Annotated in this window: 17 protein-coding genes; 6 read left to right on the top strand and 11 right to left on the bottom strand. The window is 55.6% G+C overall.

Annotation, left to right across the window (positions count from 1 at the left end; genetic code table 11):
- Nucleotides 1-8: 8 nt before the first annotated feature.
- Nucleotides 9-515, top strand: coding sequence for a hypothetical protein (locus tag ACN06F_RS16350; RefSeq protein ID WP_433924318.1), 507 nt, complete (start codon nt 9-11; stop codon nt 513-515).
- 114 nt (nt 516-629) lie between these two features.
- Here ACN06F_RS16350 and speB read toward each other — a convergent pair whose 3' ends face one another.
- The gene (speB, locus tag ACN06F_RS16345) at nt 630-1,532 is read right to left on the bottom strand and encodes an agmatinase (protein ID WP_433925128.1); all 903 of its coding nucleotides are present in this window, start codon (nt 1,530-1,532) and stop codon (nt 630-632) included.
- 158 nt (nt 1,533-1,690) lie between these two features.
- Between speB and ACN06F_RS16340 the strand changes: the two genes are divergently transcribed.
- Both ACN06F_RS16340 and ACN06F_RS16335 read left to right on the top strand, forming a co-directional pair.
- The gene (locus tag ACN06F_RS16340; RefSeq protein ID WP_253486193.1) at nt 1,691-2,629 is read left to right on the top strand and encodes a LysR family transcriptional regulator; all 939 of its coding nucleotides are present in this window, start codon (nt 1,691-1,693) and stop codon (nt 2,627-2,629) included.
- A 153-nt stretch (nt 2,630-2,782) separates the two neighbouring features.
- Nucleotides 2,783-3,454, top strand: a complete 672-nt coding sequence (locus ACN06F_RS16335) for a response regulator (protein ID WP_009723006.1) — start codon at nt 2,783-2,785, stop codon at nt 3,452-3,454.
- Here the strand turns inward: ACN06F_RS16335 and ACN06F_RS16330 are convergent.
- Genes ACN06F_RS16330 through pedF form a run of 7 tightly spaced genes read right to left on the bottom strand, consistent with a single transcriptional unit; the run spans nt 3,444 to nt 12,697 of the window.
- The gene (locus tag ACN06F_RS16330; RefSeq protein ID WP_433924317.1) at nt 3,444-5,663 is read right to left on the bottom strand and encodes an insulinase family protein; all 2,220 of its coding nucleotides are present in this window, start codon (nt 5,661-5,663) and stop codon (nt 3,444-3,446) included. The two genes, ACN06F_RS16335 and ACN06F_RS16330, sit on opposite strands and share 11 nt — an antisense overlap.
- Complete coding sequence (locus tag ACN06F_RS16325; RefSeq protein WP_433924316.1) at nt 5,656-7,353, bottom strand: NahK/ErcS family hybrid sensor histidine kinase/response regulator; 1,698 nt, start codon at nt 7,351-7,353, stop codon at nt 5,656-5,658. The genes ACN06F_RS16330 and ACN06F_RS16325 overlap by 8 nt, the downstream gene beginning before the upstream one ends.
- Nucleotides 7,350-8,513 (bottom strand): alcohol dehydrogenase-like regulatory protein ErcA, encoded by a 1,164-nt coding sequence (ercA, locus tag ACN06F_RS16320; RefSeq protein ID WP_433924315.1) that lies wholly within the window; start codon nt 8,511-8,513, stop codon nt 7,350-7,352. The genes ACN06F_RS16325 and ercA overlap by 4 nt, the downstream gene beginning before the upstream one ends.
- A 59-nt stretch (nt 8,514-8,572) precedes the next feature.
- Nucleotides 8,573-10,393 (bottom strand): alpha/beta hydrolase family protein, encoded by a 1,821-nt coding sequence (locus ACN06F_RS16315; protein ID WP_433924314.1) that lies wholly within the window; start codon nt 10,391-10,393, stop codon nt 8,573-8,575.
- 11 nt (nt 10,394-10,404) lie between these two features.
- Nucleotides 10,405-11,349: a quinoprotein relay system zinc metallohydrolase 1 gene (locus ACN06F_RS16310; RefSeq protein ID WP_433924313.1), complete on the bottom strand. Its 945-nt coding sequence runs from the start codon at nt 11,347-11,349 to the stop codon at nt 10,405-10,407.
- The gene (locus ACN06F_RS16305) at nt 11,346-12,185 is read right to left on the bottom strand and encodes a quinoprotein dehydrogenase-associated SoxYZ-like carrier (protein ID WP_433924312.1); all 840 of its coding nucleotides are present in this window, start codon (nt 12,183-12,185) and stop codon (nt 11,346-11,348) included. Before ACN06F_RS16305 ends, ACN06F_RS16310 begins: the two co-directional genes overlap by 4 nt.
- A gap of 20 nt (nt 12,186-12,205) precedes the next feature.
- Nucleotides 12,206-12,697 (bottom strand): cytochrome c-550 PedF, encoded by a 492-nt coding sequence (gene pedF / locus ACN06F_RS16300; protein ID WP_433924311.1) that lies wholly within the window; start codon nt 12,695-12,697, stop codon nt 12,206-12,208.
- Nucleotides 12,698-12,958: 261 nt separating this feature from the next.
- On the opposite strand from pedF, the gene ACN06F_RS16295 reads away from it, so the two are divergent.
- The 3 genes from ACN06F_RS16295 to ACN06F_RS16285 all read left to right on the top strand — a co-directional run bounded on the left by ACN06F_RS16295 (nt 12,959) and on the right by ACN06F_RS16285 (nt 16,223).
- Nucleotides 12,959-14,860, top strand: coding sequence for a methanol/ethanol family PQQ-dependent dehydrogenase (locus ACN06F_RS16295; protein ID WP_433924310.1), 1,902 nt, complete (start codon nt 12,959-12,961; stop codon nt 14,858-14,860).
- A gap of 72 nt (nt 14,861-14,932) precedes the next feature.
- Nucleotides 14,933-15,619 carry a pentapeptide repeat-containing protein gene (locus ACN06F_RS16290; RefSeq protein WP_120386215.1) on the top strand — a complete coding sequence of 229 codons (687 nt, stop codon included), beginning with the start codon at nt 14,933-14,935 and terminating at the stop codon, nt 15,617-15,619.
- 7 nt (nt 15,620-15,626) lie between these two features.
- A complete protein-coding gene (locus ACN06F_RS16285; RefSeq protein WP_433924309.1) occupies nt 15,627-16,223 on the top strand; it encodes a rhodanese-like domain-containing protein in 597 nt (198 codons plus the stop codon).
- A gap of 62 nt (nt 16,224-16,285) precedes the next feature.
- Here ACN06F_RS16285 and pqqE read toward each other — a convergent pair whose 3' ends face one another.
- The 3 genes from pqqE to pqqC are packed head-to-tail and all read right to left on the bottom strand — an operon-like array spanning nt 16,286 to nt 18,609.
- The gene (gene pqqE / locus ACN06F_RS16280) at nt 16,286-17,494 is read right to left on the bottom strand and encodes a pyrroloquinoline quinone biosynthesis protein PqqE (protein WP_433924308.1); all 1,209 of its coding nucleotides are present in this window, start codon (nt 17,492-17,494) and stop codon (nt 16,286-16,288) included.
- Nucleotides 17,487-17,789: a pyrroloquinoline quinone biosynthesis peptide chaperone PqqD gene (gene pqqD / locus ACN06F_RS16275; protein ID WP_038478876.1), complete on the bottom strand. Its 303-nt coding sequence runs from the start codon at nt 17,787-17,789 to the stop codon at nt 17,487-17,489. Before pqqD ends, pqqE begins: the two co-directional genes overlap by 8 nt.
- Before the next feature lie 31 nt (nt 17,790-17,820).
- Complete coding sequence (gene pqqC / locus ACN06F_RS16270) at nt 17,821-18,609, bottom strand: pyrroloquinoline-quinone synthase PqqC (RefSeq protein ID WP_095603637.1); 789 nt, start codon at nt 18,607-18,609, stop codon at nt 17,821-17,823.
- Nucleotides 18,610-18,916 lie beyond the last annotated feature (307 nt).

Genomic DNA, 18,916 nt, shown 5'->3' with positions numbered 1-18,916 from the left:
CAGAGAAGATGATAAATCAACAACGAGTTATGGGGTGTGCGTTACTCATGGGCGGGCTTATGTTGGTAGCGACCCCTGTGCTAGCTGACGAGATCAGCGGCACGCTAGATGGAGAGTCTAAGGAGTGGCATGTCGTTACTCACTCGGAAGGTTCTACGGCTAACTTTAGTGAGTTAATGCCGGGCATGATGGATGTCACTATTCAGGGGCATCGAGAACCGAAATTCGAAACCCAGGGCACGCTTAGCATTAGCTTTATAGTGATGAACGGCGACACAGGTGATGCCTCAGTGAGCTACTTTCCTGAAAACGGAATGTTGCCTCATTACGGCACAGAGCAAGATGTGCCCATTGATATAGAGCTGCTGGATATCGATGGTGACACTGGCCGAGTAAAAGGCCGCGTTGTAACGTCGCTTGCCTATTTGGCGTCTATGTCAGACGACTATGATCACAGCAATACCATGGATATTGACGTGTCTTTTGATGCGACGTTGGTGCGTGAAGAGTACTGATTAGCAGTAGCCGTCTACTTCTCAATAACTTCTCAGCGACTTCTCAATCTTGTTCCGCCTCAACGCTGAGAGCGAAGAGGCGGTAACGCGAAGCGAGACTTACATGCTTAACCTTTAAGCACGCTTAGATGCAGCCAGCGTATATAGAAACTCTAGCCCCAACGTGGCTGCGGCGAGTGACGTGATATCGCCATGGTCGTAAGCGGGGTTGACCTCAACAACATCCATACCTATCAGCTCCATGCCCACCATGCCGCGGATCACTTTTAGCATCAGGTCGGTAGACATGCCGCCACATACTGGTGTCCCGGTGCCTGGCGCGTAGGCTGGATCTAAGCCATCAATATCCAGGCTGATATAAGCTGGATGATGGCCAACACGTGCACGGATGCGTTCCAGTACGGCGGCAGGGCCGTGATCATTTACCCAGTCTGCATCCAGCACTTCATAAGGGTGGTTATGGCGATCATAGCTGGTGCGAATACCAATTTGCAGCGAGTGCTCCGGCACTACCAAGCCCTCTTTTAAGGCATGGTGGAAAATAGTGCCATGGTCAAAACGCGTGCCTTGCTCGTAGGTGTCGGTGTGGGCATCAAAATGGATCAATGCCAGTGGGCCATGCACCCGAGCATGAGCGCGTAGCAGGGGCAGGCTGATATAGTGGTCGCCGCCCAGTGTCAGCATTTTTTTATCGGCTTTTAGCCACCGCAATGCGTGGGTCTCAAGGTTATCGACTAGGCTTTCCGGCTCACCGTAGGCGTAGTCCAGATTGCCCGCGTCACATACCCGCAGCCGCTCTTCCAGGGCGAAGTCCCAAGGCCAGCGTTTGCCTTCCCAGATCAGGTTAGCAGTGCTTTGACGAATGGCGTTTGGCCCCATGCGGGTGCCTGATCGTCCTGAACACGCTAGATCAAAGGGCACACCGCTCACCACGACCTCAGCATCGGTCGTTTTAGGATCCGTGGCCTTCGGCACGCCCATAAAGGTAGAGATAACATCACCAAGCAGGCTTGGCATGATCTGAGATGGGGTCACCGAGCGTGTACTCCTATGGCGTGCAGTAGAAATAAAACAGGGGGATAGGGCTTGAAGTAGCGCGACGATAAGGAATTTTTAGCGATGAATGAAGTGAATGTTTAGAATGAAACCATTCGTTGGATAAATAGTGAGGCGCTATGCGTTCGCTTCGTCATTTTGATTTGAATCTTCTGCTGGTATTTGAAGCGCTAATGCGTGAGCGTCACGTGACACGAGCAGCGGAAAAGCTACATTTAAGCCAGCCCGCCCTTAGTCATGCCTTAAAACGGCTGCGGGACGCGTTGGATGACCCATTATTAATACGTACCAACAATGGTCTACAGCCAACGCCTCGTGCGCTGGCGCTGTTGCCAGTCGTGCAGCAGGCACTGGCCATGTTGCAGGAAGGCCTCGCCCCGCCGATCAACTTCTTACCCTCCACCAGCGAGCGGCATTTCACTCTGGCCACCACGGATTATTTTGAAGAGGTGATGTATCCGGCGTTTCTTAGCCAATTGCTGGCTTACGCGCCGGATATCAGCTTTTCCATTGAGCTGATCACCCCCAACGTACTGAGTGAAGGGCTGGAACAGCGCCAAGTGGATATGGTGGTCGGGCTGGATAGCCAAAGTGTGTTGCCCAGTGGTGTCATACAGCATCTTTGGATGGATGAGGAGTTGGTTTGCTTGGCTGCGACTGACAATGACCGCGTAGGTGATGCACTGAATATTCAGCAGTTTGCCTGTGAGTCCCATGTGGCACTGTCTGATATCAGCGGTTTAAGACCCAGTAACATCGATAATTGTTTAGTGCAGCACGGCTTAAACCGCCGAGTGATTTCAAAGAACTTAAATTATATTGCGGCAGCGCGGGTCGTTGCGCTCACTGATGCGATCATGACGTTGCCACGCCAAATGGCCGAACGATTTATCACCATGCTGCCGGTGCGCATCGTCGCGCCACCTAAAGAGTTACCTGCACTTAATATGACGCTGATTCAGCATGGGCTGTATGCCAACGACCCCGCCCTCATTTGGTTGACGCAATCGCTGATCGAGTTCGCTAACACCTTTAAGCAGAAAGCCGCTGAGCAGTAGCCGGGCTCCGCTTGGTGGTGGGAAGTTGCTTCACTAAAGGCGGATGACTCCGTAGTGGTGACCCCGTAGTGGTGACTTAGTAGAGATGACTTAGTAGAGTGTTATAAAAGACACAGTAAGCGGGATTTAGCTAAACCACAGGCAACCATAATAATGACAGCGACATATAAACTCCTGATTGCCGACGATCATCCCCTGGTGCGCGATGCCATGGCGCGAGTGATCCGTGAAGCTTACGCAGATGCTGAGGTTATCGAGGTAGAAGACTTTGATGCGGCCCTCGCCCATGCCCAGCAAGATCCTGATCTTGATTTGATATTGCTAGATTTAAATATGCCCGGCATGAACGGGTTAACAGGACTTTTGCAGCTGCGTAATGAGCAGCCTACGATTCCGGTGGTGATCGTGTCTGCGGAAGAGGATAAGCAGATTATTCTGCAGGCAGTCTCTTGTGGTGCGGCTGGGTTTATCACCAAGTCACTGCCCCGTGATCAAATGCGCCACGCCATTGCCCAGGTGTTGGAAGGCAATATCTTTCTACCTGCCGATGCCATGCGCGCACCGGACAGTATCCGCAAGCGTCGCCATCAGGACCAAGGGTTTACCGCGGAACAACTGCGCCTGCTGACCCGCAAGCAGCTACAAGTGTTGGAGCATATGACGCGCGGTGAATCTAACAAGATGATTGCCTATCACCTTAATATTGCGGAAACCACGGTGAAAGCCCACGTGTCAGCGATCTTGCGCAAGCTGGGGGTGACCAGCCGAGTACAGGCGATTTTATCCGCCAACGATATCGATTTTTCCCAGTTCCTCAATCGCTGACAAAATAGTGGCCAGCGCTATCCAGCCAGTGGGTTTGCCAGTGGCCCAGGGTGCTTATCTGGGAGAGTAACTGGGTAAGTGCTGGTGAATCGATAGGTTGTTGCCCAAGGCGATGCAGTGGTTGATGGGTACCTGCCAAGAGGCTTTGCCACTGGAGAACCAGCGCCGCGAGAGGTGTTTCAGGCGGTATTAGCGCTGGCAGTTGCGCCTGCAGGATTTTATCAGGCGTCTGCCAGATGGCATTGGTGATCGATATTAGCTTTTCTTCTATCCGTTTTTCCCCTGCCGAGACAGTGCCTGCGCTGCTTTGCACCCCGTTGCTAGTTTGCACCACATAGCCAAGTGAGCAGGGCGCACCGTCTCCCCTGCGAACCGCCGCCACATACCCCAGGCGATGTTCATATCGTGCCTGCTGAAAAAACGTTGCGCTGTGATACTTTTCAGCGGCCGCCAATAGCCAGCGTTGAGCGGGCGAGCCCGGTAAGATCAGCGTGCGCATGATTGCAACGTTCGCTGGTTGTGTATCGGCGGCTGACGGAGCGGCTCTGGGTGTGTTTCCAGCAGTAGTTGTCAGTGAGCGACAGGTCAGGGCGGCTAGTGCCTGCGAAATAGTGTCTAACTCCGCTTGATGGGAAACCCATACCGCAGGCGTGGCAGGCAATGGTGTTAGGCGCTGTATCAACTGCTGAGCCAGCAGCCCTTCTTGAGCCTTAGAGACAGCCAATACGGCGTCTTCCAACAGCGCCACCATGGCGTGGTTGGCTTGACTACCCATCGCTATCACCCAACTGCCGTGGGGCGAGTTCTCCTGCTTGAAGACAATATCCTGAAGCGCCAGCCGCTGAGCGGTGAGCGGACTAGGGACAATCACTGCGCCGGGCACAAAGCAGGCCGCCCAGGCGGTAGTGGCAAGTGCCGCGAAATCATCACTAACACCATACTGACCGCACCAGCGCTGCACGGCGGGGTAAGCCGCTGGTTGTCTATCAAAAGCGGGTGGTGAGGGCGATGGAGACGCGTTATCTAATAGCCAACGGGCATTGTTAGCCGCAAACGGGCTTGCGCCTGGCTGATGCTCAGGGGGCGGCGTAACAAAGCGACGAGCTAGCGCTTGGCGGCGGGCGCGTGCAAACCAAGCCGGGGCTAACTGCAGCGTCTCAGCGGGTGGCTGCCAAACGATGTCGTGATCGTTAGGTGCTGTGCCGAGCAGGGTTGCGCAGAAGGCTGCTAAGCGCTCACCTAGGGCCGCCGCAAGGGCTTCCACCTGCTCCTGTGTCGCAGTGCCGCTTAGCGTCAAGCTAAAGGTGTCTGTTGCCCCGCTAGGGGCCAACGTTGCGCGGTAGTCGGTAATCGAATCAGGAAATTGTTCTACAAGATAGCCTTGCTGTATCGAATCAGCTAAGCCGCTAAGGGCGATAAGCTGATGACGAGCAATGGCCGAGGGCAGCGGCCACAGTAGCTCAACGGTATTGCCCGTACTGGCTACCTTCGCGCTGAGCTGGCGGCTCCAACGGGGCGTAATGGCAAGCGAAGGTGCACTGGGTGTGGGTGGGCTAAACAGCGTTGCCATGCGTTTAATCAGGTGGGTCACCGTTTCCGTGGCCCAAGGGCTAATAATGGCGATGCTAACGCGGCCGCCGTGGTAGTGGTCGCGGTGAAACGCGGTGAGCGCTTCAAGTAATAGCGCCATGTCGCTGCCTAGGGTTTGCGCGTTACCGTGACGGCAGCCAGCACCGATATGTTGAGGGTCGCTGAGCGTGGCGATGGCCGACAGCCGTTGCATTGCCGAACTGTGCTGGCGGGTCTGCCTCTCGGCGTCGATGGCGGCGACTTCGGCACAAATGACGGATGGCGAAAACGCAGGCCTGGCGAGCTGGCTGGCAACAGTGAGCGCCGCTGCTTCTAGGGTCTCTGCTGGTATCGAGAAATGTACATCGGTGACGTAGTCATCGGTATGGGCGTTCAGGCTGCCTTGGTGTTGGGAAAACCAAGTAAGCAGGCTGATGTTAGAAAACGCTTCCAGCGGCGCGGTAGTGAGCACGTGCTCGAGCAGATGAGCCAGCCCTGGCAGGGTGCGCGGCTCATCCAAATAGCCCGCCGCAATGGCGATGCTAACGTGAGCGCGGGTTAAGTGGGGCGCCTGGGCCAGCACTCCCTGCGCCCCGTTAGGCAGGGAGATACAGGTTTGTTGGAAACTAAGCTTAGCCATTGAGCAGGCTACGCAGCAGCGCGCGCAGTTTGCCGGGGCGAACGGGTTTGTTTAACTGCGGCACGCTGGCATGACGCAGGCGGCGCTGCCAGTGGTCAGAGCGGTCGGCGCTGAGAATAGCGGCTGGCAGATGCGGGTCGTGCCAGTGCTGGCGAAGTTGGCGAATAGCCTCCAGGCCAGTCATATTGTCATCTAAGTGCAGGTCGACCAGCAGCATATCCGGTGCTTCCTGGCAGGCTTTAGCGGTATCGATATCCAGGGCAGTATCGCAACTGATCTGCCATTCAGTTAACAGCAGCGCCATGCCTTGCAAAATTGTTGGCTCATTATCCAGGATCAGCACGCGAAGACCTTCAAACTCATCGTCAGCGGAGGGCGGCGCGCTGGGAGCGGGGGCTTGGCTAAAGGAAATACCGCTAGCACGCGGCACCGTAACAGCAAAACAGGAGCCTTGGCCGGGTGTAGAGCGCACAGTGAGCGGATGCTCAAGGCGCTGGCTAATCCGTTCCACAATGGCAAGCCCCAGGCCAACGCCCTGGCGGTCCCGCGCACGGGTAGCGTTAAGTTGGTGAAACTCGCGAAAAATAAGTTGGTAGTCACTTTCGGGAATACCAATACCGCTATCGACAACCTGCACGGCTAGGCTGTCGTCGCCATGACGGCGGACACCCAGGCAGATACCGCCACGCTGGGTATAGCGGCAGGCGTTAGCAAGAAAGTTGCGCACAATGCGGCTGAGTAGATAAGGGTCGCTGGTCACCGCTTGATGAGAAGGCACGTAGCGCAGCGTTAGTCCTTTACGTTGCGCCACCGGGGAAAATTCATCAACCAGATTGCTGAGGATATCGTCGAGTTTAAAGTGGCGTAGTTGTGGCTGTACCTGGCCGTGATCCAGCCGTGAAATATCCAACAGATCGGAAAGAATCGCTTCAGCGCCTTCCAATGAGTTTTGCACACTCTCAATCAAAGCCAGGTTCTCGCTGTCGGTCAGTCGCTCCTGTAGCGAGGCCACCAATAAGCGTGCAGCGTTCATGGGTTGTAGCAGGTCATGGCTAGCGGCGGCTAGGTAGCGGTCTTTACTTTGGTTAGCAAACTCTGCGGCATCGCGAGCGCTTCTAAGCTCCTCGTTGAGCCGTTCAAGCGCTTGGGTACGGTCAGCTACCCGTGCTTCCAAATGGGCGTTGAGGGTTTCTAAATGCTGTCGTGCGCGCTCACGCTCGGTAATATCCGCCACAAACCCTTCGATCAGGTCTTCGTCCCCGGCAAGCTCGGCGGGCTTACGTATTAGTGTAATTGCCACGGGAACTTGATGCCCGGATGCGCCTTGCAGCCAGGTGGTTTGACCGGTTACGTGACCTTGTGCGAGCAGCAGATCGCGCAGCTGTTGCCCTGTAGACGTGTTAACAAAGAGCGCGTCAAAACGCGCGCAGCGCTCGAGTGTATGCAACACGCTACTATCATCAAGCATAGCGGCAAGTGCTGGGTTAGCGGCGCGGAGTTTGCCGGAGAGTGATGCCTGAAAAATACCGTGTAGCGCGTTTTCGAACAGCCATTTATAGCGGTTGCGCTCCACTTCAAGCTCTTCTAAACGTACGGAAAGCTCGCGATAGTAGCTTTTACGCGCCGACTGCTGGCCAAGCCCGAGCAGGTCGCTGACCGAAAAGCCCGAGGGATCGTTGGCTTTTTTCATAGCGCCTCTTCGTAAACCACCGCCACGTCTCTTGAGCTGGAACGCCGTGGGTTAGTCAGAATGCAGGGATCACCCAACGCATGGTTAGTGAGAAAAGGCACGTCGCTACGCGAGACACCCATCACGCCAAGGGTTCCGCCCAGGCCAACTGCATGTTTTAAATCGACTAAGTACTGAAACAGCGCCTTTTTGATTTGCTGCTGCGATAACCCCCGACAGTCGATGCCCACGGCGTCGGCAACCCGCTTAAAGCGGTCAGGGGCGGCTTCGTAGTTATAAGCCACCACGTGCTCTAGCAGCATGGCGTTGCATAAGCCGTGGGGTAAATCCAGGAAGCCGCCTAAACTATGCGACATCGCGTGTACCGCGCCCAAAATGGCGTTTGAAAACGCCAGACCCGCTTGCATACTGCCCAGCATTACCTGGGCACGTAGCTCGCCGTCGGCTGGGTTCGCCACCAGTGCTTCAAGATGGCTACTGATTAAGCGCATGGCTTCTAAGGCATGGGCATCAGTAAGCGGGCCACTACCGGTTGAAACAAACGCTTCGATGGCATGCACCAGCGCATCGACCCCGGTACACGCGGTGAGATAGGGCGACATGGTCATGGTGACTTCAGGGTCGATCAGCGACACATCAGGCACTACGGCTTTGCTGATGATTGAGAATTTCATGCGTCGCTGCTGGTCGGAAATAATCGCAAACTGGGAAATGTCTGCCGACGTTCCCGCTGTTGAGGGAATGAAAATTAGCGGCGGAATGGGCACGCGAATCGTATCCACACCTTCGAAATCAAGAATGTGTCCGCCGTGGGCGGTGATGATGCCAATCCCTTTGGCACAGTCCATGGGGCTGCCGCCGCCCACGGCCACGATCGCCTTGCAGCCGGTTTCTCGGTAGAGCTCGGCACCGGCCATAATCTCATCGACACGTGGATTAGGTGATACGGCGGTAAAGCGCTCAACGGCAATATTGGCTTCCAGTAGCTTGGCTTCAATATCGGCTACCCAACCCGCCAGAAGCACGCCAGGGTCGGAGACCAGGAGCACTTTTTCTGCCCCGAACGTCGTGACGTAGTTGCCTGCCGCGTGGCGTGCTCCGTCGCCAAAAATAATTTCAGGAGCGACAAACTTACGAAGTTGTGTGAGCGGCGAAGTCATGGGGCGGTCTCGTTTATAGTTGTTAACCATTATCTTAAGCACCTTAAGGGATTGTTGCGCTACGACCTTGGTGCTGTCGTTAGGTGGCTAGAGTGATAAAAGACTAGCTCTCGGGCCAGCATGGTTTGGCGAGCTTTGGGGTGGCGAATGCCGTGATACTCGTTATCAAACAGCAGTGTTTGTGCCTCGCCACCGTGGAGTTCGATATGCCGCGCCATGGCATGAGTCTGCTCTGGCACCACGACGGCGTCTTTGCCACCCTGGATAAACAGTGCCCGTAATGAGCGCTGGCAACGGGTGACGTGGTAGGTAGGGCTGCGCTGGGCGAGCTGGAGTTCGCCTCCGATTAGCCAGCCCAGGTAGCCGGATTCAAAGCGGTGTGTTTTTGCCGACAGCGTCAACGCATCGGTTACCCCGTACAGGCTAGTGGCCGCAGCAAATAGCGGAGTGGCCGCCAAGGCATTAAGGGCGGTAAACCCGCCAGCGCTTTGGCCACGAATAAAGCAGCGCGCTGTATCGATCGCAAAGCGTGTGCAGGCGGCATTGACCAAGGCGATGACATCCTCAGTATCGCTGATCCCCCACTGGCCGGCTAAACATTCTCGATAGCGGCGGCCAAAATTGCCGCTGCCACGAGGGTTGATATCTAAAACGTGAAAGCCCTGTTGCTGCCAGTAGGCTACTAGCGGGTCATAAATAGGGTAGGCGGCGGCGGTAGGACCACCGTGAACGCGCACAATCAGCGGCGCAGCGCGGTTGGCTAAGGCTGAGTAGAAAAAGCCGTGAACCGTTTCGCCTTCGTTGACAACAGGGGTTTCCAGCCATTGTGCGGTGGCGGAATTTTCAGTCACTAGGTTTTGCGTTACGTTACCCCCGACCTTACCTACTAGACAGTTACGCGAGCCATTTTCGTTGAAGCGTATCAGCTGGGCGCCGCTGGTGGCGCTTTGCACAATGGCGTAGTCACCGTGCCTTGCTAGCGTGATGCTTGCCACGCGGCCGGGGTCTGGTAGCAGTGCTTCCACCTGCTCGCCGCAACGGCGATAAAGCTGAGCTGCCCCCTGGTGCAGTTGGCAGTATACCTGCCGATTGTCTCGCCATACGTGTTGGCGCTCACCCAACTGCCACGGTGTGGTGATGTGGTCAACCGGGGCACTGCTCAGGCACACAGGGGTGGCCAAATTTACCTGCCAGGGTTGCCACCAGCCAGCGTGATCGCTCATGCAAATTAGCGCGTTGCGAGGGCCAAACTGTGGCTGGCTAATCGCTGCGCCGAAATCCCAATGCTCCAGTATTTCAAACTGACCTGTGCTGGTCACCCGCGCGAGATGTAGCTGGCTGCGTTGCCAAGGCATGTGCGGCAGCGACCAACTGACCCAGGCGAGGTAGTTGCCATCATCGCTTAATACCGCTGCGCCATAGAAGTCAGCGCCTTCAACCAACACTTGCCTGTTATCGCCCATTCTGCTGCTGTTAGTAATGGCGACCAGCCGTTGACCTTGTTGATCCTCTTCTACCGCAATCACTCGCTGACGTTTAGAGTCGGCGCACAGCCCACCGTAGGCTGTTTGTGGGCGCTGTTGCCAGCAGTAGCTTGCACCGTGGCGGTCGAGCTGCATGATGGCTTGATCGCGCTGGCGCACCCATACGACACCCCCTAGCAGGGGCGTGTAGCTGCCGCCGCCGTACTGGTTCACGCGGCTACCCACCGCCTCTTCTATTACACAGCACGGCGTCTCGTTGCTGTCGGCGCGCCACTGCCAAAGTTGCATGCCACCCGTTTGCGGACAACGAGCGAGCCAGTAAATAGCTTGGGCGTCGCTGTGCAGCTCGGCCAAGGTGTCAGTGGGTTCGGCGGCATCTGCCAGGGTAAGCAGCATAGGCGTGCTCCTTAGTGTGGGGCGCCCCACAGCAACCGTGCTTCGTAGCGTGGGTAAAGCTGCATTACGCTGCGGGTAAACTCGTATTCGGTGAGTACCATAGTGCTAAACGTGTCGGGAATTTCAACGGCTAAGGCATGATTGGCACCTAGCCCTTCGCTAGCCACATCATTTAGGCGCTGGTCTAGCCATTCAAGGTAATGCGTGGTTTGGCCAATGATCGTTTCGGGCGGCGCACTGGGGCCATGGCCGGGTACCGCAGTGCTGGCGTTGAGCGCGCGTAGATCGTTCAGTTCTTCCAGCCACTGTTGCAGGCTTGGGCTGTGAGCAGTGGCAGCAGCACGTTGGTAGAACCCCATGTCGCCCAAAAACAGCACGTCGGTGGCATGATCCATAATCACTAGGTCTCCACCGCTATGGCCGCTCATGGCGAAAAGCGTGAGCGGGTAGTTGCCAAGGGTTATCTCGCCGGCCTCGATCACGTTGGGTAGGGCAATAGGCAAGCGCTCCAAGCTGCGTCCTGTTAGTCGCTCTACGTTATCGATCAGTGCGTCCCGGTCGCGGGCCATCAACGTACGAGTGCTGGCTAAGGTGAGGTGCTGTGCCTCGTCGAAGGCGGCATTACCAAAAAAGTGGTCAGGGTGGTGATGGGTATTCAACACCCAGCGAACGGGTTGAGCGGTGTGCTGAGCAATGAGTGTTTTGAGTGCTTCGCCAAAGTGTGGGCTGCTGCCGCTGTCGATAAGGATGACACCACTGGGCGTAGCAATAAACGCTTGGTTGCCTATATGGCCGCAGTTGCTGGTGGAGAGCTCCTCTTTTACACCTTCCACCATCCAGGTGTTTTCCGCGATCGGTTGGGCGGTTAGCGGACGTTCGCAGAACATCACCGGTTCGCTGGCTGCCAGCGGCGTGATCAGCAGTGTACTGAAGGTGGCCAGAAAACCGGCTTTCATGGCTGCAGACCAATAGAAAAGCGGTTGCCGTTGTTATCCCGCGCGCCAATCACATAACCGCCTGGAGAGGGGCGCATATGCAGCCCTAAGGTGGGGTTGGCGCTCACCGATGCATCGATATCCAGGGCGGCCACTTGCTGGCCCTGCTGATCCAACAGTTCAAACGACTGCACATAAAAGGCGGGCTGGCTGGGGATTAAGCCGCTGTCCATGGGGTGAGAAAGGCGCACCCGCAGGCGCTGTTCGTCCTCATTGGCAAACAGCCGCCCCTGCAGCTCGCCGAAGGTGGTTTCCCAATCGGTGTCAGCGCTGGCAATGCCGGGGGTGGTGCAGCCACCGCCTTCCGCTTCAATATAGGTGCCGCCCACATGCCAGGTATCCCCCTGTTTCACTGCGACGCGCACCGCGGAGGCTTGTTCCAAGCGAATATTTAACGATAGCTTGGCTATGCCATGGCTCATCGGTGAGTAGTGGAACAGGCGGGGAATCGGGTTGAGATCCACCCAGGCAATAATGTCAGTGATTGGCTCGCCGCTGGCTTCTAAGGCGCTGGCATCTAGCGAAATGGGTACTTGTCCTGAGTCTTCGGCGAACCCCGGCGCGCTAACGGTGACGCGCTCATCAAACACCACGGGGGCATCGCCCAGAAAGCGCTCGCGGTACACAGGCCACATAAAGGAGTTAAGCGGATCCTGTTCAGCTGTGCTCTCTGTGGCCAACGCGGTGGTCGGCAGCGCGAGCAGTAGCCAGAAAAGCACCGCGAGTGCGGGGATAAGGGGTGCGGCGAACGCCGCGGCGATACGTTGTAACGTGATGATAGGGTTTAGGGTTGCCATGGTGCCTCCCAGCGTTGGGATTATTGTCCAGTCGTTTCCATACTGACCGTTTCCAACCATGTGCGAATGGCCCACAGCCCTTCTTGGCTAACGTAATCGGACATGCGCGGCATTAGCACACGGCCGTTGCGCTCGGCGCCATTGGTGACTAGCTCTTTGAACCACTCATCGCCCCATGCGCCGTTTTCCAACTCGCGCAGGTCGGGAGCGATGCCGCCGGATTTCGCTTCTAGCCCGTGGCAAGCGGCACAGTTGCTGTTGTAAGCGCGGGCACCAATATCGATGGCGAGCTCTTGCTGGGGATGATCCCGGTAGGGGTTCTCTTCCCGCCATTCGTCGCCTAAGCGCTCGAGGTCTTTAATATCAACGGCTTGAGGGGTCACACTGCCGTGAGACCATGCCAGCGGCGAAGCCAGCAACGCGGCAACAGCGATAGCGCCCACTTGGCTGCTGAGGCGTAAGGGCAGTTTTGCGGAGGTTGTTTTTGTCAGTACGGTTTTTGTAATAGTCATGGGAAATGCTCCTCAGAGGATCAATGTATCGTCACTTGAGTGAGCTTAGGCAGGCAGGCCTTCCGAACCTATAGCACCTTAGGCATCGCTAGGCTCCTCCTTTGGAAGTAGTGCTAAATCAGGATGAGAACGCGACTGGAGGGGTAGATTGGTTTGTTATCCGAGCTTCTAAGCTGGACTTAGTCTTGCTGGCACCACGCAAGCAGCAGCTTGGCCGCTTTGCAGCCATTGCATTGTGATCATTACTCGGATGGAAAACCCATGACAGACGCTATCAATAACAACACGTCAGCCCGCAAAATTTCGTGGCCCTTTCGCCTGCGTACACTCACCGCCGCCGTTGCTTACGCTTCTGCCTTAGGCGTCGGAGGGATTGCGCTGACAGCCCACGCCAGCGAGGTGACCTGGGACGATATTCTCAATGACCATAACAACACTGAAACGGTGTTGATGTACGGCATGGGCGTGAAAGCACAGCGCTATAGCCCGCTTAATCAAATTAACGCAGATAACGTTGAGATGCTGACCCCAGCGTGGTCTCACTCGTTTGGCGATGAAATGCAGCGTGGCCAGGAGTCTCAAGCGCTGATTCATGAAGGCGTTATTTATGTCACTGGCTCCTATTCACGTATTTTTGCTATTGATGCGCGCACTGGCCAGCGGCTGTGGTCATACAACCATCGCCTGCCCAGCGATATTCGCCCCTGCTGTGACGTAGTGAACCGCGGTGCGGCCATTTACGGCGATAAGGTATTCTTCGGCACGCTGGATGCTGGCATCGTGGCGCTGAATAAAGACACCGGTGAGGTGGTGTGGCGCGAGCGCTTTGGTGACCACCGCGCGGGCTACACCATGACCGGTGCGCCAACGATTGTAGAAGATAGTGAAACAGGTCGCGTATTGCTGATTCATGGCTCTTCGGGAGATGAGTTCGGCATTGTGGGTAAGCTGTATGCCCGTGACCCTGATACCGGCGAAGAGATTTGGATGCGGCCCTTTGTTGAAGGCCACATGGGACGCTTAAACGGTGAAGAGAGCACGCCTACAGGCGATGCCAACGCGCCTTCATGGCCCGATGACCCCGATAGCGAAACCGGCAAAGTACAAGCCTGGAGCCAAGGTGGCGGTGCGCCATGGCAGAGCGCCAGTTTCGACCCTGACACCAATACCATCATCATTGGTGCCGGTAATCCCGCTCCCTGGAATGGCTGGGCACGCACCTCGGAAGACGGCGACCCATCTGACTACGACAGCCTTTACACCTCTGGTCAGCTAGGGATCGACCCTTCGACTGGCGAAGTGAAGTGGTTCTATCAGCACACGCCCAATGATACCTGGGACTTCTCCGGCAATAACGAAATCGTCTTGTTTGAGTACGAAGATGAGAATGGCCAAACGGTGAATGCAGGTGCCCACGCTGACCGTAATGGCTTCTTCTATGTCACTGACCGCACCAACGGCGAGCTCATCAACGCCTTCCCGTTTGTCGATAACATTACCTGGGCTACACATATTGACCTGGAAACCGGTCGCCCGGTTGAGGCTGAAGGCCAGCGCCCACCGCGCTTGGAAGAGGGACAAACCCGTTCTGAGCCTGTTGAAGTTTCACCACCTTTCCTTGGTGGTAAAAACTGGAACCCAATGGCTTACAGCGAAGACACAGGCCTGTTCTATGTGCCTGGTAACCACTGGAAAGAAGATTACTGGACCGAGGAAGTTGAGTACGTGGAAGGCGCAGCTTACCTGGGTATGGGCTTCCGAATTAAACGGATGTACGACGACCACGTCGGGATTCTACGTGCTGTTGATCCGGTCACCGGTGAGTACGCTTGGGAGCATAAAGAGCCTATGCCGCTGTGGGCAGGCGTGCTAGCTACCCACGGTGATCTGGTGTTTACCGGTACTGGCGATGGCTACTTAAAAGCATTCCATGCAGAAACCGGTGAAGAGCTTTGGAAGTTCCAGGTAGGCACCGGCATCATTTCACCACCGGTAACTTGGGAAATGGATGGTGAACAGTACATTGGTGTTACTGCCGGTTATGGCGGCGCGGTTCCTCTCTGGGGCGGTGATATGGCTGAACTGACGCGGCCGATTGCTCAGGGCGGTTCGTTCTGGGTCTTTAAGCTGCCATCTTTCGTTCAAGACTTGGCTAACCGTTAAGTTATCGACCCCTCTTGGGCGGCTTTTGCCGCCCTTTTTTGAATAACGTTAACGGTAATGGAGAGAATAACAATGCTAACTCGCAATGCTCTGTCTTTATGGAGCCGCCAAACAACGGCGGTTTTTCTCTGCCTTAGCGCGATAGGCAGCGTTGTCGCCGACGATTATGTTGAAGAGTATCAACCGCCAGTGCATAACGGCTGTGAGTTGGTGCCAGGTACTCAGTGCGCCAATATGGATTTATCCGGCGGCGACTTTTCCAATTTGGATCTACAGGGCGCTAACTTTGCGGGCAGTAACCTAGAAGGCTCGGATTTCCGCCACAGCAACCTACGCAGCGTTGATTTTGAAGGGGCATCGCTGAGACATGCCAACCTCAATCGTGCACGCATGCCCAACACGCATTTACGCGGCGCCGATCTTTCCCATGCCAGTTTGGTTGGATTGGATAGCTGGAGTATTTATGCCCAGGGCGCGACATTTGATTATGCCGATTTGACCGGCGCTAACCTTGAGTTTGCCCGGCTTTCCGGGGCCAGCATGCAAGGAGCAACGTTGATGGGCAGCAATCTGGAAATGGCCTGGATGAATAAGGTCAACCTGATCGGTGCGGACCTGCGCGATGCTAATCTGCAAGAAGCAAAAATGAACATCACGCGGCTCAATGATGCTGATATGACCGGTGCACGCATCCACTACGGCAACTTCCAAATGGCCCAAATGGAGGGTTGTACCGGCTGCCCGTTTGATTGGGAGTAATGTCACCATGTCGACACAACCTTCGGCGTACTCTGTGCGCCGCTATCTCTTCTGTTTGGTGTGGGGTAGTGGCGTGTTCAGCGGGTTGGCAGGCGCTGAAGCGCCCACCGCGACATTTAACCAAGAAGGCTATCGTTTGCCGCCTTTTAAAGCGCCGGTTACCGCACCGCTTCCAGGGGTGACCACGTTAGATGACCATGCTTTTCAAGCGCTGCTGGAGTCACCGCCAGTGATTCTGGTGGATGTCTACGCGCTGCCCTGGCATAACGGTCTTTTTCTGCAGGATAGTGCGCACTTAACGATTCCAGGCAGTATTTGGCTGCCTAATGTGGGCGCGGCTAGTTTGGAAGAAGAGTGGGTTGATTATTTCACCACAGCACTGAATGCGCAGCGTGAGCGCGCTGAAGCCGCGCCGCTAGTGTTCTTCTGCCGGGCTGACTGCTGGCTTTCCTGGAATGCTGCACGGCGCGCTGAGGCAATGGGCTATGAAGAGCTCTATTGGTACCCCAATGGAGTGGATGGCTGGCAAGCGAGCGGACATTCGTTAGCAGCCGTTTGCCCGCAGCTGCCCGCTCATGCTGAGCGAGCTACCTGCGAGCCTTAATCGGTTTGTTGCTGATAGCCAGGTTGATTACTAATCAATAGATTTATTACGGATAAACAGGCTTATTGCCGGTAAATCAGCTCAAGTGGTTGGCGGGGCGAAGGCGCTGCCAAGCCACTCTGTCTCAAGCCGCTTTGAATTTCAGCCTGACCCTGCAACTGCTTTGACTGGCGGGCATTGCGGGGAATCAGCGTCGCTTGATCGGGTGTATTGTGGCTGTTTTCTGCGATTAGGCTCTCTAACAACCCATGCTGGGGAGAGTGCTGGCATACAGGGTCGGTGGCGTTCATATCGCCGGTTAATAAATAGGCTTGGCAACGGCAGCCGCCATGGTCTTTATCGCGATCGTCGCACTGCTGGCAAAGCGTAGGCATCCACTGGGTGCCGCGAAAACGGTTGAACGCATCGCTTTGGTACCAAATGTCCTGCAGCGATGTCTCTTTGACGTTCGGAAATGCCATCGGTAGCTCCCTGGCGCTGTGACAGGGCAACACGGCGCCATCTGGGGCTACGGTCATAAAGATACTGCCCCAACCACCCATGCACGCTTTCGGCGCTTGCTCAAAGTAGTCCGGCACCACAAATAGTAATGACATATCGCGACCACGTGCCGCCAGTGTTTCACGCCAGCGATTGGTTTCTGCTTCGGCACGTACCAGCTGTTCACGGGTAGGCATTAACGCCTGTCGGTTCAAAAACGCCCAGCCGTAATACTGGCAGTTGGCGAGTTCAACCGCATCCGCGCCTAGCTCATCGCAGAGGGCAATCAGGTCGCCAATTTGATCGATATTGTGCCGATGCAGCACCACGTTTAATACCATCGGGTAGCCAGCAGCTTTGACCGCTTTGGCCATTGCCAGCTTGTTGGCATGGGCCTTAGCAGAACCTGCCAGTGCCTGAGCCAGTTCGGGGTCGGCGGCTTGCAGGCTAATCTGGATATGATCCAGGCCCGCTTCAGCCAAGGCGTTTACCCGTTGGGCAGTGAGGCCCACGCCGGAGGTCAGCAGGTTAGTATAAAAGCCTAGCTGGCGTGCTTCGCTTACCAGCGCTTCCAGGTCTTGACGAATCAGCGGTTCGCCGCCAGAAAAACCAAGCTGTGCCGCCCCCATCGCCCTGGCTTGGCGCAGCACGCTAAACCACGCGTCGGTATCCAGCTCGTTTTGGTAACGGGTAAATTCCAACGGGTTAGAGCAGTAAGCGCACTGCAGTGGGCAGCGGTAGGTGAGTTCCGCCAGCAGCCATAAGGGCGGTGAGGTCGTTTTATTAACCACAATGAACCTCCTTCACGGCTAGCCAGCCGTTACCGCGGGCTTCCTCGATAAACTGCACGACATCGTCTGCTAAGGACTCCGCGCCTGGGTAGCGCTGCTGTAGGGTGGCGATAATATCGGCGATGGAGTGGTGGCCATCAACCTGCTCAAGAATCGCACCGGCAGTCGCGCTGAGCTTGACCATGCCTTCGGGATAAAGAATGACGTGGCAGCCCTGAATGGCTTCCCACTGTAAGCGCCAACCGCGTCGCAGCTGGTAAATATCTTGATGTGATATGACGAGTTGCTGTGACATGGTGAATTCCCCAACGCTAGTCGATCATTGCCTAGTAAAGTGAGTGCTCAAGCCCACGGTGATACACCGCTTCGCGGGTGACGGTGTGGTAAGGCGGGCGGTCTAGCTGATAGGCCATGGTCATGGCATCCAACATGCTCCAGAGCACATCGAGCTTAAATTGCAGAATATCCAGCGCGCGCTGCTGCAGCGCCACCGTGGTACACACGCCTAAAGCGATTTCCAGGCCGTGCTCGACGTCTCGACGGGCTTCGCTGAGCCGCTTCCGAAAATAGCGATAGCCTTGCTCGTTAATCCACGGGTAGTGCTGAGGCCAGGTGTCCAGGCGGTTTTGGTGGGCAAGCGGCGCAAATAGCTCGGTAAGCGATGAGATCGCAGCTTCCTGCCAGGGGGCTCGAGCGACAAAGTGGCGGTAAGCATCTACCGCAAAGCGCACGCCGGGTAGCACACGCTCCTGAGAAAGCAGTGTATGACGGTGTAGCCCTACGGCTTCACCTAGGGCTAACCAGGCTTCAATCCCGCCTTCATCTCCGTCGTGGCCGTCGTGGTCAAGCAGGCGTTGCACCCATCGCCTGCGGGTAGCGGCATCTGGGCAGTTAGCCAGCAGCGCGGCGTCTTTTTGGGGAATCATCAACTGGTAGTAAAAGCGATTAGCTACCCAACCTTGAAGTTGTTCCTGGGTAAGCTCGCCGTTGGCCATCGCCTGTTGAAAGGGGTGATTAAGATGGTAGTACTGCCCTTTACCCATTAGCGCTTCACGGAACGCCTCCCGACTGAGCGGGGTGGCAGAAGCACTGGGCATTATCGCTGTCATCGCCATAGTCGATTTCCTGGTTATTTTTGTAATATCTAATGTATTTGTTGCTGATTTACATGGTTTTTATTTTTAGCCATTTTTATGCATAGGATTTGTTTAATGAAACAGGTTTTTTGGTTATAGCTCGCTCTGTTTGAATTATTTTATAAAGTTATATGCTTATTTTGGTTTAATTTTATCAGGACCTGTTTTTGCACCTTTTATCGATCTACTATCTTTTGAATTCTACTAACCTAGTGCTTTTTTAATCTAAGATTTAGGTCTGGATGTTAATAGATTAATACTCAATAATTCTAAGATAAGAGAGTGT

The organism is Vreelandella sp. 21 (assembly GCF_050995515.1).
GTDB classification, from domain to species: Bacteria; Pseudomonadota; Gammaproteobacteria; order Pseudomonadales; family Halomonadaceae; genus Vreelandella; species Vreelandella alkaliphila.
Note: the sequence above shows the minus strand (reverse complement) of the source record. Positions and strands in the feature narration are given on the sequence as shown.